Here is a 17,867-nt window from a genome sequence, read left to right as displayed (position 1 = left end):
ACCCCAGTGCAACAGTTGCTTGACTCCGTTAAATCGCTGTCCGCCCGTGAACGTAAGGCGCTGGCGGTGCTGCTCAAGCGTCAAGGGGTGAATCTCTACGGGGTCACGCCGATCGCAGTGCGGGAGACGCAGGCACCGTCCGCGCTCTCCTACGCGCAGCAGCGGCAATGGATCATCTGGCAACTGGAACCGCACAGCGCGGCCTATAACATTCCGCTGGCGCTGCGCCTGCACGGCGCGCTGAATGTCGAGGCATTGCGGCGCAGTGTGGAGCAACTGATCGAGCGTCACGAAACGCTGCGCACCACGTTTGAACAGCAGGGCGATGAAGCGCTGCAGGTGGTGCATCCGGTGTCGCCTTTTGCGCTCGGTGTCGAGCAACTGGCGGCTGGCGAGTCCGTTGAAGCCTGGGTGGATCGCCACGTGCAGCAGCCTTTCGATCTGTTGCAGGGGCCGCTGCTGCGGGTCAACGTGCTCAGGCTGAACGGGCAGGAGCATGTACTGGTGTTGACCCAGCACCACATCGTCTCCGATGGCTGGTCGATGCCGATCATGGTCGAGGAGTTGATGCAGTTTTACCAGGCCGCCAGCCTCGGTCGCGAGGTCAAGCTGGCGCCTTTGCCGATCCAGTACGCCGACTACGCCCTCTGGCAGCGCAACTGGCTGGAAATGGGTGAACAGGAACGCCAGCTGGCGTACTGGAAGCAGCAACTGGGCGAGCAACAGCCGATTCTGGAATTGCCCACTGATCGGCCGCGTCCTGCGCTGCGCAGTTACCAAGGTGCGCGGCTTAACGTCGAGCTGGACGCTGCGCTGCTTGACGGCCTCAAGGTGCTGGCGCGGCAACAGGGCATCACCCTGTTCATGCTGTTGCTGGCCTCGTTGCAGACCCTGCTGCATCGCTACAGCGGTCAGGCTGATATACGCGTCGGCGTGCCGGTCGCCAACCGTACCCGCAGCGAAACCCAGGGGCTGATCGGCTTCTTCGTCAACACCCAGGTGCTCAAGGCCGAATTCACCACGCGGACATCCGTGGCCGAGCTGTTGCAGCAGGTCAAACACACCGCCGTACAGGCGCAGGCGCATCAGGACCTGCCGTTCGAGCAACTGGTCGAAGCCTTGCAGCCGCAGCGCGACCTGAGCCGCAGCCCGCTGTTCCAGGTGGCCTACAACCACCAGAGCGAAGGCCACAACCAGACCCGTGAGCTGGCAGGGCTGCGTCTGGAATATCAGGTGTCCGACAAGCACACCGCGCAGTTCGACCTGACCCTCGACACCTGCGAACGCCCGGACGGCCTGACAGCCGCATTGACCTACGCCACCGACCTGTTCGACGCATCGACCATCGAGCGCATGGCCGGGCACTGGCGCAACCTGCTGAGCGGCATGTGCCGCGACGTCAACCAACGCATCGCCGATCTGTCGCTGTTGAGTATCGATGAACGGCAAGACACCCTGCGCGACTGGAACCGCGATCTTGCGGTTTACCCGAGCGATTATTGTGCCCATCAACGTATTGAAACCCAGGCCGAGCGCACGCCGCTGGCCATCGCTCTGAGCTTTGGTGCCGAGCAGATGAGCTATCAACAGCTCAACCGCCGCGCCAACCAGCTCGCCCATAAACTGCGCGAACAGGGCGTTGGCCCGGACATGCGCGTCGGGCTGGCCGCCGAGCGCAGTCTGGAGATGATTGTGGGGATGCTGGCTATCCTCAAGGCCGGTGGCGCTTACGTGCCGCTGGACCCGGATTACCCGCAGGATCGCCTGAGCTTTCTGATGCAGGACAGCGGTATCGAATTGTTGCTGACTCAAGCGCATTTGCTGGGTCAGTTGCCGATTCCTGCACACGTTCAAACCCTGGATCTGGCTGATGCGCTGAACGACTACAGCACCGATAACCCGATCAGACAGACCGCGCCGGACAACCTGGCCTACGTGATCTACACCTCGGGCTCGACCGGTAAGCCAAAAGGCACCTTGCTCGCCCATCACAACCTGATGCGCCTGTTCGCCGCGACGGATGACTGGTTCACATTCAGCGAAAAGGACGTGTGGACGCTGTTCCACTCCTTCGCGTTCGACTTCTCGGTCTGGGAGATTTTCGGCGCGCTGCTGCATGGCGGCCGACTGGTCATCGTGCCGCGCGAAGTGAGCCGCTCGCCGGAAGATTTCCACGCGCTGCTGGTCGAACAGCAGGTCACGGTGCTCAACCAGACACCGTCGGCGTTCAAGCAACTGATGCGTGTGGCCTGCGATTCGTCGCTACCGCTGTCGTTGCAGAAAGTCATCTTTGGCGGCGAGGCACTGGACGTCGCCAGCCTGAAGCCGTGGTTCGAGCGCTTTGGCGATCAAGCGCCACAACTGATCAACATGTACGGCATCACTGAAACCACGGTGCACGTGAGCTATCGACCGATCACGCTGGCCGACACGCAGAACCCGGCCAGCCCGATTGGCGAGGCGATTCCCGACCTGTCGTGGTACGTGCTGGAGGCTGATTTCAACCCGGTTGCCCTGGGTTGCAGCGGAGAACTGCACATCGGCCATGCCGGTCTGGCGCGGGGTTATCACAACCGCGCGGCGCTGACCGCCGAACGCTTTGTGCCGGACCCGTTCTCCAATGATGGTGGCCGCCTGTACCGCACCGGCGACCTGGCGCGTTATCGCGCTGCCGGAACCATCGAATACGCCGGGCGTATCGACCACCAAGTCAAGATTCGCGGCTTTCGTATCGAGCTGGGCGAAATCGAAGCGCGGCTGCAAGCGCATCCGGATGTGCGCGAAGTGAGCGTGCTGGCCATCGAAGGGCAATTGGCGGCGTACCTGGTGCCTACCGAGCCTGATCAGGATCAGCCAACCCTGCGTGAAACGCTGAAAAGCCAACTCAGGGCGCACTTGCCCGATTACATGGTGCCTACCCATTTCATCGTTCTCGACAGCATGCCGTTGACCGCCAACGGCAAGCTGGACCGCAAGACGTTGCCTGCGCCGGACGCCAGTCAGTTGCAGGCCACCTACAGCGCCCCGCAAGGCGAGCTGGAGCAGCAACTGGCAGCGATCTGGGCCGACGTGTTGAAACTCGAGCGGGTTGGACGCAGTGACAACTTTTTCGAGCTGGGTGGGCATTCGCTGCTGGCCACTCAGGTGATTTCGCGTATTCGTCAGCAACTGGACGTCGAGTTGTCGTTACGCGACTTGTTCGAAGCGCGTGATCTGGAGGCCTTCGCGCTGGCAGCCGGCGCAGGGCAGGGCAACGACGCGCCGCGCTTCATCAAGGCCGACCGCACGCAGCCGCTGGGGCTGTCTTACGCGCAGCAGCGTCAGTGGTTCCTCTGGCAGCTTGATCCGCAGAACACCGCGTACATTATTCCCGCAGCCCTGCGCCTGCGCGGTTCGCTGGACATCGCTGCGCTGGAGCACAGTTTCAGCGCGCTGATTGCCCGTCACGAAACCCTGCGCACGACCTTCCGCCAGCAGGGCGAGCAGGCGCTGCAGATCATCCACCCGCCACGTGCCTTGATCCTGTCTGTCGAGTCGCTGCCCAGCGGCCAGACTCTTGAAGCTTGCGTGCAGCAGGAAATGCAGCGCCCGTTCGATCTGGAGCAGGGACCGCTGTTGCGGGTCCGCTTGCTGAACCTCAACACCGATGAGCATGTGCTGATTCTGACTCAGCATCACATCGTCTCCGATGGCTGGTCGATGCCGATCATGGTCGATGAACTGGTGCGCCTTTACGAGGGCTACAGTCAGGGCCGTGAGGTGAGCCTGACCGCGCTGGACCTGCAATACGCCGACTACGCACTGTGGCAGCGGACCTGGATGGAGGCTGGCGAGCAGATCCGGCAGCTGGATTACTGGAAGCAGCAATTGGGCGACCAGCAGCCGATTCTGGAACTGCCCGCCGATTACCCGCGGCCAGTGTTGCAAAGCCATGCCGGTGCGCGTCTGGCAGTCGAGCTTGAGCCTGCGCTGATCGATGGCTTGAAGCAGGTTGCGCGGCAACAGGGCGTGACCCTGTTCATGCTGTTGCTGGCGTCATTCCAGAGCCTGCTGCACCGTCACAGTGGCCAGTCGGATATTCGCGTCGGCGTGCCGATTGCCAACCGCAACCGCGCTGAAACCGAAGGCCTGATCGGCTTCTTCGTCAACACACAGGTGCTGCGCGCCGAGTTTGACGTGCATACGACGTTCAATGAGTTGCTGCAGCAGGTCAAACACACCGCCCTGCAAGCTCAGGCGCATCAGGAGCTGCCATTCGAGCAACTGGTCGAAGCCCTGCAGCCACAGCGCAGCCTCAGCCACAGCCCGCTGTTTCAGGTGATGTTCAATCACCAGCGCCAGGCCAGCGCCGACGTCCGCGCGCTGCCCGGTCTGCAGGTCGAAGCGCTGCTGCCGGACAGTTACCCGGCGCAGTTCGACCTGACCCTCAACACTGCCGAACATGACGGTGGCCTGAGCGCTGGCCTGACCTATGCGACAGCGTTGTTCGACCCGCGCACCATCGAGCGCATGGCCGGGCACTGGCTGGCCTTGTTGCAGGCCATCTGCGCCAATGCCGCACAGCGCATTGCCGAAGTGCCGATGCTCGACGTGGCTGAACGGCAGCAGATTCTTCACGACTGGAACGCTACAGCTGCAGACTTCCCCAGTGAAGCCTGCGTGCACAGCCTGATCGAAGCCCAGGTGCGCGCCACGCCGGATGCACCGGCGCTGGTTTTCGCCACTGAACAACTGAGCTACGTACAGCTCAACGCCCGCGCCAATCAGCTTGCGCATCGCCTGCGTGAGTCGGGCGTTGGCCCGGACGTATTGGTGGGCATTTGCGTCGAGCGCAGCCTGGAACTGGTGATCGGTCTGCTGGCGATCATCAAGGCCGGTGGCGCCTACGTGCCGCTGGACCCGGACTACCCCGAGGATCGTCTGGCCTACATGATGCAGGACAGCGGTATCGGTTTGCTGTTGACCCAAGCGGCGCTATTGGAACGCTTGCCGGTTCCGCGTCAGGTGCAGAGCCTGTGCCTGGATCAGGACGGCGACTGGCTGGAAGGTTACAGCACCGCCAATCCGGTCAACCTCAGCCATCCATTGAACCTGGCTTACGTGATTTACACCTCGGGTTCGACCGGCAAGCCCAAGGGCGCGGGCAATAGCCATCGTGCTTTGGTCAACCGCTTGCACTGGATGCAGAAGGCTTACGCGCTGGATGGCAGCGACACTGCTCTGCAAAAGACACCGTTCAGTTTCGACGTGTCGGTCTGGGAGTTCTTCTGGCCGCTGATGACCGGCGCACGCCTGGCCATGGCGCTGCCGGGTGATCATCGCGACCCCGAGCGGCTGGTGCAGACCATCCGTGAGTATCAGGTCACGACCCTGCATTTCGTGCCGTCAATGCTGCAGGCGTTCATGGCTCATCCTCAGGTGGAAAGCTGCAACACGCTGCGTCGAGTGGTATGCAGCGGCGAAGCACTGCCTGCCGAGCTGGCCGCTCAGGTGCTCAAGCGCTTGTCGCAGGCCGGTTTGTACAACCTGTATGGCCCGACCGAAGCGGCCATCGACGTAACCCATTGGACTTGTAGCACCGACGATATCCTCAGCGTGCCGATCGGGCAGCCGATCGACAACCTGAAAACCCATATCCTCGACGACGGCCTCCTGCCTGCTGCACAGGGCGTGGCGGCGGAGTTGTACCTGGGGGGCGTCGGTCTGGCGCGTGGTTATCACAACCGTGCAGCACTGACGGCCGAGCGTTTCGTGCCGGACCCGTTCGACGAGCAGGGCGGCGGCAGGCTGTACCGCACCGGCGATCTGGCGCGTTATCGCGACGCAGGTGTCATCGACTACGCCGGGCGTATCGACCATCAGGTGAAGATTCGCGGCTTGCGCATCGAACTGGGCGAAATCGAAGCCAGCCTGCTGGAGCACGACAGCGTTCATGAGGCGGTGGTGATCGACGTTGACGGCCCGTCCGGCAAACAGCTGGCGGCGTATCTGGTGGTCGGGCACCACGACGATCAGTTGCGTGATGCGCTCAAGGCCTGTCTCAAGGAATCGCTGCCGGATTACATGGTGCCCACGCATTTCATCGTGCTGGACAGAATGCCGCTGAGCGCCAACGGCAAGCTCGATCGCAAGGCACTGCCTAAACCGGACGCCAGCCAGTTGCAGCGCCAGTACGTCGCACCCTGTACCGAGCAGGAACAGCAGATGGCGGCGATCTGGGCCGATGTGCTGAAAGTCCAGCGTGTCGGGCTGAGCGATGATTTCTTCGAGCTGGGTGGTCACTCGCTGTTGGCGACGCAGCTGATTTCCAGAATCCACACCGGCCTGGGAATCGACATTCCGCTGCGCCTGATCTTCGAGAAACCGCAACTGAACGAATTTATTCAGGCCTTCGCCAGCAGTGGCCTGTCGCTGACCGAGGACGGCTTGTCCGATATTGAAAAAATGATGAATGAAATGGCGGGTATTTGACATGGACAAGTCTGCAGCAGAGCGTATTGCCCAGCGTTTCGTCGGCCTGCCCGTCGAACAGCGGCGCCAGATCCTCGCCAAAATGCATGAGACCGGACAGAGCTTCAAACTGCTGCCCATCGCCGTGACCCGGCATGCCGCAGCGCGTATTCCGCTGTCTTACGCGCAGCAGCGCATGCTGTTCCTCTGGCAGATGGAGCCGGGCAACGCAGCCTACAACGTGCCTTTGGCGGTGCGTTTGAAAGGCGCACTGGACCGGCAGGCGCTGAGCGCAGCGCTGGAGCGGCTGGTGCAACGCCATGAAACCCTGCGCACCCGCTTCGTTTCAGAGGATGGCGTGTTCTATCAGGAGATTCTCGAAGAGGCTACAGTCGCTCTCGAGTTCGCGTCGGTGGCGCCCGCAGACATCGAGCAGCAGGTGCGCGCCGAGTTGCAAAGGCCCTTCGACCTGCTGAGCGGCACGCTGCTGCGGGTCAAGCTGTTCCAACTGAGTGAAAGCGAACACGTACTGACCGTGTGCATGCATCACGTGGTGTCCGATGGCTGGTCCGGCGAAGTGCTGATTCGCGAGTTCGTGCAGTTGTATCAGGCTCAGGTATCCGGACAGCCGATTTCGTTACCCGAGCTGGCGATTCAGTACGCAGATTACGCGATCTGGCAACGCGCCTGGCTGGAGGCCGGGGAGGGCGAGCGGCAGCTGGACTACTGGAAACAGCAACTGGGCAGCGAACATCCGTTACTGAGCCTGCCACTGGATCATCCGCGTCCGCTGCAACCGAGCCATCGCGGTGCGATGGTGCGCGTCGACCTGCCGCAGCAATTGTCCACGCAACTGAAAAGCCTGGCGCGCAACAATGGCCAGACCCTGTTCATGGTGACGCTGGCGGCGCTGTCGGTGGTGCTGTCGCGCTTCAGCGGGCAGTCCGACATCCGCATCGGCGCACCCAATGCCGGGCGCACACGCAGCGAGCTGGAAGGGCTGATCGGCTTTTTCATCAACACTCAGGTGCTGCGCGTGCAGGTGGATGAGCGGCAGAGCTTTGCCGAGCTGCTGGATCAGGTCAAGCAGGTGGTGACGGGCGCGCAGTCGCATCAGGAACTGCCGTTCGAGCATCTGGTGGATGCCTTGGCACCGGAGCGCAATCCGGGCCACAACCCGCTGTTCCAGTTCAAGATCAATCAGCACGTGCTGGCGGCCGATGGCAGCGGGCAGCGCGTGTCGGGCCTGACGGTCGATGAGTTCCCGATGGGCAGCAGCGATGCGCGTTTCGATCTGGCCTTCGACTTCACCGACACGCCCGAAGGGATACGCGGTTATTTCACCTACGCCACCGACCTGTTCGAAGCGCAGAGCATCGAGCGTATCGCCGAAGCGTTGCGCAGCGTGCTGCAAGCACTGGTCTCGGACACCGACCGGCGTCTGGCCGATCATCCACACGCCGTATCGTCGCCGGTCGCCGAGCAAACCCAGGACGTTGCCTGCCCCGATTTCCTCAGCCTCTGGCAACAGGGCCTGCGTGCCGGGCGTGGCAACACCGCGTTGCGTGTGGGTCAGCAGGTGTTGAGCTTTGACGAGCTTGAGACACGCAGTAACCAATTCGCCCGCTACCTGCACGCCCAGGACATCAAGCCGGGCATGACCGTCGCGCTGTGTCTGGACCGCTCCGTGGAATGGGTGGTCAGCCTGCTGGCGGTGCTGAAACTGGGCGCGGTGTACTTGCCGCTGGACAGCGCGCAACCGTTCGAGCGCTTGCAGCAACTGGCCCGTGACAGCGGCGCGGTGCTGCTGGTGCATGCACCCGATGATGACAAGGCCGCGCGGTTGGGCGTGTGCCCGGTGCTGGCGTTCGATGCTGCGCTGTGGGCCGCTGTCGATAGCGGGGCGCTGGATGTTCGGGTGCTGTCTGGGCAAGCGGCGTACATCATCTACACCTCCGGCTCCACCGGGCAGCCCAAGGGGGTGGTGGTCAGCCACGGCGCGCTGGCCAACTATGTGCAGGGCGTGCTTGAGCGTCTGGCGTTGAATGAAGGGGCGAGCATGGCGATGGTGTCGACGGTCGCTGCCGACCTGGGGCATACGCTGTTGTTCGGTGCGCTGGCGTCCGGCCGACCGCTGCACCTGCTGTCGCACGAGCAGGCGTTCGACCCTGACGGTTTTGCGCGTTACATGGCCGAGCATCAGGTTGAAGTGCTGAAAATCGTGCCCAGCCATTTGCAGGGCCTGCTGCAGGCCGCCAACCCGGCGGACGTGCTGCCTGGGCAAGTGCTCATTCTGGGTGGCGAGGCCAGCGCCTGGGCGTTGATCGAGCAGGTGCGTGCGCTCAAGCCGGGCTGCCGGATCATCAACCACTACGGCCCGACCGAAACCACGGTCGGTATCCTGACCCACGAAGTGGCCGGGCACCTCAGTGCCTGCCGTAGTGTGCCGGTCGGTCAGCCGCTGGCCAACGGCAAGGCGCGGGTGCTGGACGCTTACCTCAATCCGGTGGCCGAACGGGTAGCCGGTGAACTGTATCTGGGCGGTCGCGGGCTGGCGCAGGGCTATCTGGGCCGTGCGGCAATGACCGCCGAACGCTTTGTGCCGGACCCGGACGCCAACGGTCAGCGTTTGTACCGTGCAGGCGACCGCGCGCGGTGGGTGGATGGCGTGCTGGAATACCTCGGCCGTGCTGACGATCAGGTGAAAATCCGCGGTTACCGGGTCGAACCGGGCGAGGTCGGCCGGCTTCTGCAAACCCTGGAAAACGTGGCCGACGCCGTGGTGCTGGCGCAGCCGCTGGAAAGCGATGAGACACGCCTGCAACTGGTAGCCTATTGCGTCGCGGCAGCCGGCACGAGCCTCAACGTCGACAAACTGCGTGAGCAACTGGCGGCGCGCTTGCCGGACTACATGGTGCCCGCGCAGATCATGCTGCTGGACAGTCTGCCACTGACCGCCAACGGCAAGCTCGACAAGCGCGCCTTGCCCAAGCCTGGCGTGGTCAAACAGCGCTACACCGCGCCAGTCGGCGAGATCGAGGAAAAGCTCGCCGCCGTGTGGGCGGATGTCCTCAAGCTGGAACAGGTCGGCAGCACCGACAACTTCTTCGAGCTGGGCGGCGATTCGATCCTCAGTCTGCAGATCATCGCCCGCGCCAAGCGTCAGGGCATCAAGCTCAGCCCCAAGCAATTGTTCGAAAGACAGACCATCGGCCAACTGGCTTCGGTGGCGAAACTGATTCAGAAAAAGCCCGCCGCCGTGGCAGAGCAGATCAGCGGTTCGTTGCCGTTGCTGCCGATTCAGGCGCGTTTCTTCGAGCTGGACATCCCCGAGCGTCAGCACTGGAATCAGGCGCTGATGCTCAAGCCTCTGCAAACGCTGGAGGCCTCTTGTCTTCAGTCGGCATTGACGGCGTTGGTCGAACAGCACGACGCGTTGCGTTTGGGTTTCTCTCAACAGGACGGCCAATGGCTGGCCACCTTCGGCGCGCTGAACACTCGTGAGCTGCTCTGGACCCATGAGCTGGACAGCATCGAGCGTTTGTCTGAGCTGGCCGATGAAGCGCAACGTAGCCTGGACCTGAAAAACGGGCCGCTGCTGCGTGCCGTGCTGATCGACCTGCCACAAGGCGAACAGCGCCTGCTGCTGGTGATTCATCATCTGCTGGTGGACGGTGTGTCATGGCGGGTGTTGCTGGAAGACCTGCAACAGGCTTACATCGCCCTGGCAGCAGGTCAGCCAGCGCTGCTGCCGGCGAAAACCAGTTCGCTGAAAAGCTGGGCCGAGCACTTGCAGGCCTACGCGCAAAGCCCGGCGCTGGAGCAGGAGTTGGGCTACTGGCAGGCGCAATTGCAGGACGTCAGCGACGCCTTGCCGTTTGATCATCCGCATGGCGGCCAGCAACAGCAGCACGCGCTGTCGGTGGTCACGCAACTCAATGGCGAGCTGACCCGGCAACTGCTGCAGGACGCCCCGGCGGCCTACCGCACGCAGATCAATGACCTGCTGCTGACCGCGCTGGCGCGGGTGGTCAGTCGCTGGACCGCGCAGCCCCATGCACTGATTCGTCTCGAAGGCCATGGTCGCGAAGACCTGTTCGACGCACTGGACCTGAGCCGCACGGTGGGTTGGTTCAGCAATGTGTACCCGGTCAGGCTCATCCCACAGGCCTCGCTGGCCGATTCGATCATGACCATCAAAGAGCAACTGCGCGCAGTGCCCGACAAGGGCATCGGTTACGGCGTGTTGCGTTACCTGGGCCGCGAATCGGCGCGGCAGACCCTGCAAGCCTTGCCGCTGGGCAGCATCGTGTTCAATTACCTGGGGCAGTTCGACGGCAGCTTCGATGCACCGCAGGCGCTGTTCACACCCTCCGCCGACAGCAGCGGTGCCTCACAGAGTGCCGCTGCGCCGCTGGCTGCGCCGATCAGCATCAACGGTCAGGTCTATGCCGGTGAGCTGCGGCTGAGCTGGACCTTCAGTGGCGCGGTGTTCGAGCGCGACACCATGCAGCGCCTGGCCGATGAGTACACCGCCGAATTGCAACAGCTGATTGCCCATTGCACCACCGAAGGCGTGGCGGGGGTGACCCCGTCGGACTTCCCGCTGGCGTGCCTCAGTCAGTCGCAGTTAAGCCGTTTGCCGATACCTGCCGGGCAGATTGAAGACCTCTACCCGCTGGCACCGATGCAGCAGGGCATGCTGTTCCACACCTTGTTCGAGCAGGAGGCGGGCAATTACATCAATCAGATGCGCATTGAGGTCAGCGGCCTGGACGTGCCGCGTTTCCGCGCCGCCTGGCAGGCCACGCTGGATGCCCATGAGGTGCTGCGCAGTGCTTTCATCAGCCATCTGCAGCCAGCGCTGCAAGTGGTCTTGCGTGATGTGCGCATGCCTTTTGTCGAGCTGGATGCCCGGACGCAGTCGTCCGGCTGGATCGACCAATGGGCCGATGCCTACCGCCAGCAGGGTTTCGATCTGGCCCACGGGCCGTTGCTGCGCCTGGCCGTATTGCGCACCGGCGAGCGGAGCCATCAACTGATCTACACCAGCCATCACATCCTCATGGATGGCTGGAGCAGCTCGCGCCTGCTCGGTGAAGTGCTGCAACGCTATAGCGGCCAGACACTGCCGAGGCAGGTCAGCCGCTATCACGACTACATCGAATGGTTGCAGCGCCAGGATGCCGGGCTTAGCGAGCGTTTCTGGACCGATCAGCTGACCAGACTCGATGAGCCCACGCGGCTGGTTCAGGCCTTCAAGGCGCCTGAGAACGGCCAGGGGCACGGTGATTACCTGCACTTGATCGACGCCGAGAACACCCGTCAACTGAGCGAGTTTGCCCGTGAGCAGCGCGTGACCCTCAATACGCTGGTGCAATCGGCCTGGCTGCTGGTGCTGCAACGCTATACGGGGCAGTCCAGCGTCACCTTCGGCGCAACCGTGGCCGGGCGTCCGGCTGATCTGCCGGGTGTCGAGGAGCAGCTCGGGCTGTTCATCAATACCCTGCCGGTGATCGCCAGCCCGCGTGCCGAGCAACGGGTGGCGGAGTGGGTGCAACAGGTGCAGGCGCAGAACATCGCCTTGCGCGAGCATGAACACACGCCGCTGTACGAGATTCAGCGTTGGGCCCGCAGCGCTGGCGAGGCGCTGTTCGACACCATTCTGGTGTTCGAAAACTACCCGGTGTCCGAAGCCCTGCAACAGGCTGCGCCGCCGGGGCTGGTGTTCGGCGGCCTGCGTACGCAGGAGCAAACGCATTATCCGCTGACCTTGGTGGTCAATCTCGGCGAAACCCTGTCGCTGCGCTTCAGCTACGCCCGCGAGGCGTTCAGCGAGCAACACATGGCGCAGTTGGCGGCGCATTTCCAGCAGGTCCTGCAGGCGCTGACGCATGACGCACAGACGGCGCTTGGCGAACTGGCGCTGTTGAGCGACCGTGAGCAGCAGCATGTTCTGCGCGAGTGGAACGCCACAGCTGCAGACTTCCCCAGTGAAGCCTGCATGCACAGCCTGATCGAAGCCCAGGTGCGCGCCACGCCGGATGCACCGGCGCTGGTTTTCGCCACTGAACAACTGAGCTACGTACAGCTCAACGCCCGCGCCAATCAGCTTGCGCATCGCCTGCGTGAGTCGGGCGTTGGCCCGGACGTATTGGTGGGCATTTGCGTCGAGCGCAGCCTGGAACTGGTGATCGGTCTGCTGGCGATCATCAAGGCCGGTGGCGCCTACGTGCCGCTGGACCCGGACTACCCCGAGGATCGTCTGGCCTACATGATGCAGGACAGCGGTATCGGTTTGCTGTTGACCCAAGCGGCGCTATTGGAACGCTTGCCGGTTCCGCGTCAGGTGCAGAGCCTGTGCCTGGATCAGGACGGCGACTGGCTGGAAGGTTACAGCACCGCCAATCCGGTCAACCTCAGCCATCCATTGAACCTGGCTTACGTGATTTACACCTCGGGTTCGACCGGCAAGCCCAAGGGCGCGGGCAATAGCCATCGTGCTTTGGTCAACCGCTTGCACTGGATGCAGAAGGCTTACGCGCTGGATGGCAGCGACACTGCTCTGCAAAAGACACCGTTCAGTTTCGACGTGTCGGTCTGGGAGTTCTTCTGGCCGCTGATGACCGGCGCACGCCTGGCCATGGCGCTGCCGGGTGATCATCGCGACCCCGAGCGGCTGGTGCAGACCATCCGTGAGTATCAGGTCACGACCCTGCATTTCGTGCCGTCAATGCTGCAGGCGTTCATGGCTCATCCTCAGGTGGAAAGCTGCAACACGCTGCGTCGAGTGGTATGCAGCGGTGAAGCACTGCCTGCCGAGCTGGCCGCTCAGGTGCTCAAGCGTTTGCCGCAGGCCGGTTTGTACAACCTGTACGGTCCGACCGAAGCAGCCATCGACGTGACCCACTGGACTTGTAGCACCGACGATATCCTCAGCGTGCCGATCGGGCAGCCGATCGACAACCTGAAAACCCATATCCTCGACGACGGCCTCCTGCCTGCTGCACAGGGCGTGGCGGCGGAGTTGTACCTGGGGGGCGTCGGTCTGGCGCGTGGTTATCACAACCGTGCAGCACTGACGGCCGAGCGTTTCGTGCCGGACCCGTTCGACGAGCAGGGCGGCGGCAGGCTGTACCGCACCGGCGATCTGGCGCGTTATCGCGACGCGGGCGTTATCGACTACGCCGGGCGTATTGACCATCAGGTGAAGATTCGCGGCTTGCGCATCGAGCTGGGCGAAATCGAAGCGCGTCTGCATGAGCATGCCGCCGTGCGCGAAGCCACGGTGATCGACATCGACGGGGCGTCCGGCAAGCAATTGGTCGCTTATGTGGTGCCGACCGATGCCGCTGATGCGCCGGACGTTCTGCGCGAGCGTCTGCAGGCTCATCTCAAGGCTCATGTGCCGGATTACATGGTGCCGGGCTACTTCGTATTTATCGATTCGATGCCACTGACCGCCAATGGCAAGCTGGATCGCAGAGCACTGCCGAAGCCGGACGTGGCCCGCTCACAGCAGGGTTACGTAGCGCCGCGCACTGCATTCGAGCAGCGTCTTGCTGAGTTGTGGGAGCAGGTGTTGCACGTCGAACGGGTCGGGCTCAACGACAACTTTTTTGCCTTGGGCGGGCACTCGCTGCTGGCGGTTTCACTGGCGGGCAGGATTCGCGAGACATTCGATATCTCCATCAAGCTGCATGACTTGCTGTTGCTGCAGACCCTGGGCGAGCTGGCTGATTTCATGCGTGCCGATGAAGCCAGGGTCAAATCGGCGGTCATCGCCATGAACGCCAATGGCTCGACGCATGCGCCACTGTTCTGCCTGCCGCCGGGCGGTGGTGGCACGTATTCGTATTACCCGCTGGCGGGCAAATTGGGCGACAGCCGACGGGTTTACGGGTTGGTCAACAAGGCCTATGTGGTGCCGGGCTGGTTCGATACGTCGTGGCCGGACATGGTCGATTACTACGTCGAGCTGATCCGCACGACCCAGCCACACGGGCCGTACAACCTGCTGGGTTGGTCGATGGGTGGCGCGCTGGCCATTGAGGTCGCGCATGTGCTGGAGCGCGCTGGCGAAGTGGTGAGCTTTCTCGGGCTGGTCGACACCCAGCTACCGACATCGGCTGGCATGGAATGGGTCGAAGAGGACCCGCACGTCACCACGCAGCAGCAGGGCGAAAACTACTACCGCGGCCTGATCAAGAGCCTGCAGGCCTTTGTACCGGGCTTGCAGGAGCAGACCATTGTTGACCTGATCGAAACGGCCCGGCAGTTGGTGACCGGGGAGAGTGAAGTGATTGATCGAGTGATCGAGCAGATCGCGCTGCAACACGCAATGAACGTCGACAACCTGCGCAGCATGTTCCAGGACATTGCGGTGCAGGACGAAATCGAAACCGGTTACACATTGCTGGAAGCCAACGCGAAACTCAGCCAGGCGTTTACCTTGAAGACTCTCAATGTAAAGGCCGATTGCTGGTGGGCAGGGCAAAGCCGCAAACCGGGGCAGATTGCCAAGGCTGAAGCAGTGCTGCTGGAACAGTGCTCGGTCAACGGACTGCGCAGCTCGACGACGATCGATCAACGACACGACAACCTGGTGATCGCTGAAGCATTTTTGCAGGGGCTTGCCGAGCGGTTGGTGTGACGCAGAGCGTCACGAACGGCATTCCCACGCGGAGCGTGAGGAACGATAGGTGTCCGGGCTGGAGTGCGAGGAGCGATGGGTGTCTAGGCTGGCGCGTACGGGACGATAGGGTCGGGGCTTGATTGTGAGGGATGAGACGCGTCCTGAAGAGCACCATCGTGCCCATGCTCCAGCGTGGGCATGCGTTTCTGGACGCTCTGCGTCCTCTCTTGAGTGCGTAGCGCGGTATCGATTGTGACGCAGAGCTTCACGCACGGCATTCCCACGCGGAGCGTGAGGAACGATAGGTGTCCGGGCTGGAGTAAGAGGAACGACAGGTGTCCGCTGTTGATCGTGAGGGGCAAGCGTCGCTTAAAAATCACCGCGAAGGGTCAGGACGTAGTTGCGCGGGTCGCCGTAATAGTTACCGCGGTCGATGTCGCCGGTGGCCTTGTAGTATTTGCGATCCAGCAGGTTGTTGCCGTTGAGCGCCACCGACCAGTGTTCGTCGATTTTCCACGCGACCCGGGCATCCCAGATGGCCCGGCCAGCGTTATCGATGGGTTGGGTCGACTGGTGTTCCGAGTAGCCGCTCTGCGCCGAAACCCCGCCGCCGACGCTCAACCGACGCCAGGCGCCGGGCAGGGTGTAGCTGCTGGTCAGGCGCAGCATATGCCGGGGTGTTTCTGCTGAAATGGACTGTCCGTCACTGCCGCGGGTGATGTTGAACGTGTACCCGGCGAGGGTCTGCAATCCCGGTAACGGCTCGCCACTGATTTCCATGTCGACGCCCTTGCTGCGCCGGATATCACCGTTCAGGTAGCAGGTCCCATAGGCATCATTACTCAGGCACTGGCCGGCGTTGGCGTCATCCTCGACGGCTACGTCCTTCTGCTTCACATAAAACAGCGCCAGTGACACGTTCAGACGTTTGTCGAACAGTTCGCCCTTGATTCCGGTTTCGTGGCTGGCACCGATGGCCGGATCAAGCAGCGTGCCTGATGCCGTTCGATAGGCGCTTTGCGGCAGGAAAATATCCGTGTAACTGGCGTACCACGACCAGTCCCGGTTGAGGTCGTAGATGACCCCCGCAAACGGCGTGACCTGGTTGTCCTCCTGCGCGCGACGGGTTACGCCTGCGGATGTGGTCTGATAGTCATAGCTGCTGACCCGGCCGCCCATCACCAGGCTCAACGATTCCGTCAGGCTCAGACGCAGGTTGCTGTAGAGGCCATAACGTTTGTCGCTGTAGTCGGTACGGCGCCAGGCCGGGCGCACAGGTTCGGCAATCGCGTCGTGGTCGGGGTTGAAGATAGCCAGCGGCTGATTGGCGTTGACCGTGGCATAGCGCGACTCGCGTTTCTGTTCGGACCCATTACCGCCGACGGTCAACTGGTGACTCAGGCCAAAGGCGTCGAACCGGCCGTCCAGGTGCGCGTCGATGCCATCGCTATGGATATCGTCCGAGCGAAACAGGGTTCTGACCAGTCGGGAACCGCTCTGCGTCGCCGGGTCGATGGCGCCCTGTGCGTAGGCCACCTTCTGATCGAAAGCACCCTCGGAGCGGGTTGCCGACAGTGTGCCGCTCCAGTTTTCGTCAAAGCGGGTTTCCAGCTCGCTGAACACTTCGTCAGTGCGGGTCTGGTGGCGGTTCCAGTCCTGGGCCAGCGACGTCGAGCGCGGCAGGTCGATGGCCTTGCCGTTGCTGTAGCGGGGCAGACCGAAGATCGAAAAGCCTTGGGTGTCGGCGTTCTGATGGCGCACGCCCAGGGTCAGGGTGGTGTCTTCGCTCAGGTCGGTTTCCAGGATGCCGTAGAACAACGGCGCGGTTTTCTGCAGACAATCGGTGAAATAGCCGCGGTCTTCATAGGACGTTACAAAACGCCCGCGGATGCTGCCGGAATCGTTGAGTTTGCTGCTGCCATCCAGGTCGACCCGGTAGTTGTCCCAACTGCCTGCGCGGGTGGTAATCGAGAACTGCGGCAGGGCGGTCGGGCGCTTGCGGACCAGATTGACCGCGCCACCGGGGTTGCCTGCGCCAATCAGCAGACCGGCCGCGCCGCGCAGTACTTCGACGCGGTCGTAGATTTCCATGTCCGGGGTCATCCAGCCGGTCACGCTGTAACCCTGACCAGCCACGCCATCGATGATGTAACTCTCGTCCTCCAGCGCAAAGCCTCGCGAACTGAAGACATGAGAGCCGAAATTGCGTTGGGAAAAGGTGATGCCGGGCGTTTGTGCCATCACCTCGTCGAGGCCGGTGAGGTTTTTGTCGTCCATCACCTGGCGGGTCATGACGGTGACCGACTGCGGCGTTTCGCGCAGCGACTGAGCGGTCTTGTTGATGCTCACGCCGGTGGCCGAATACGCGCCGCTGCCCTCGGTGGTGATGCCGAACGAATCGCCCTTGATCGCCACCGGCCCGAGGCTCATGGTTTGTGCGGAGGCAGCAGCGCCAAGGGTCAGGGTGTTGTCTTCAAGACTGTGCGCTACGTTGGCCTTTTTCAGCAGGTCGGCGACGGCCTGTTCGGGCGTCAGCCTGCCGTGCACCGGGCTGCTGAGCTTGCCGTTCAGGTCGTCGGGGTTGTAGAGGATTTGCAGATCGCACTGGCGGCCCAATTCCTTCAGGGCACTGCTCAGTGTCTGGGCCGGGATATCGAACTCGAACTCCTCCGCCAGAGCCTGTCCCTGGACACTCAACGCCAGCACCAGCCCCACACTGCCCAGACGCAGGCCGAGCGTTTTCACGCGGCCTGTGCGCAGACGGCTGGAGGATGTTTGCATG

3 protein-coding genes are annotated in these 17,867 nt (G+C 62.6%); 2 read left to right on the top strand and 1 reads right to left on the bottom strand.

Features of this window, described 5'->3' with window-relative positions:
* Positions 1 to 6: 6 nt before the first annotated feature.
* Positions 7 to 6,471 carry a non-ribosomal peptide synthetase gene (locus PCPL58_RS18805; RefSeq protein ID WP_065350147.1) on the top strand — a complete coding sequence of 2,155 codons (6,465 nt, stop codon included), beginning with the start codon at positions 7 to 9 and terminating at the stop codon, positions 6,469 to 6,471.
* A gap of 1 nt (position 6,472) precedes the next feature.
* Positions 6,473 to 15,103 carry an amino acid adenylation domain-containing protein gene (locus tag PCPL58_RS18800; RefSeq protein WP_065350146.1) on the top strand — a complete coding sequence of 2,877 codons (8,631 nt, stop codon included), beginning with the start codon at positions 6,473 to 6,475 and terminating at the stop codon, positions 15,101 to 15,103.
* Positions 15,104 to 15,454: 351 nt separating this feature from the next.
* Here PCPL58_RS18800 and PCPL58_RS18795 read toward each other — a convergent pair whose 3' ends face one another.
* On the bottom strand, positions 15,455 to 17,866 hold the full coding sequence (locus PCPL58_RS18795; protein WP_065350145.1) for a TonB-dependent siderophore receptor: 2,412 nt from the start codon (positions 17,864 to 17,866) through the stop codon (positions 15,455 to 15,457).
* Between the last annotated feature and the right edge of the window lies 1 nt (position 17,867).

The sequence above is a fragment of the Pseudomonas cerasi genome (genome assembly GCF_900074915.1).
Taxonomy (GTDB): domain Bacteria; phylum Pseudomonadota; class Gammaproteobacteria; order Pseudomonadales; family Pseudomonadaceae; genus Aquipseudomonas; species Aquipseudomonas cerasi.
Note: the sequence above shows the minus strand (reverse complement) of the source record. Positions and strands in the feature narration are given on the sequence as shown.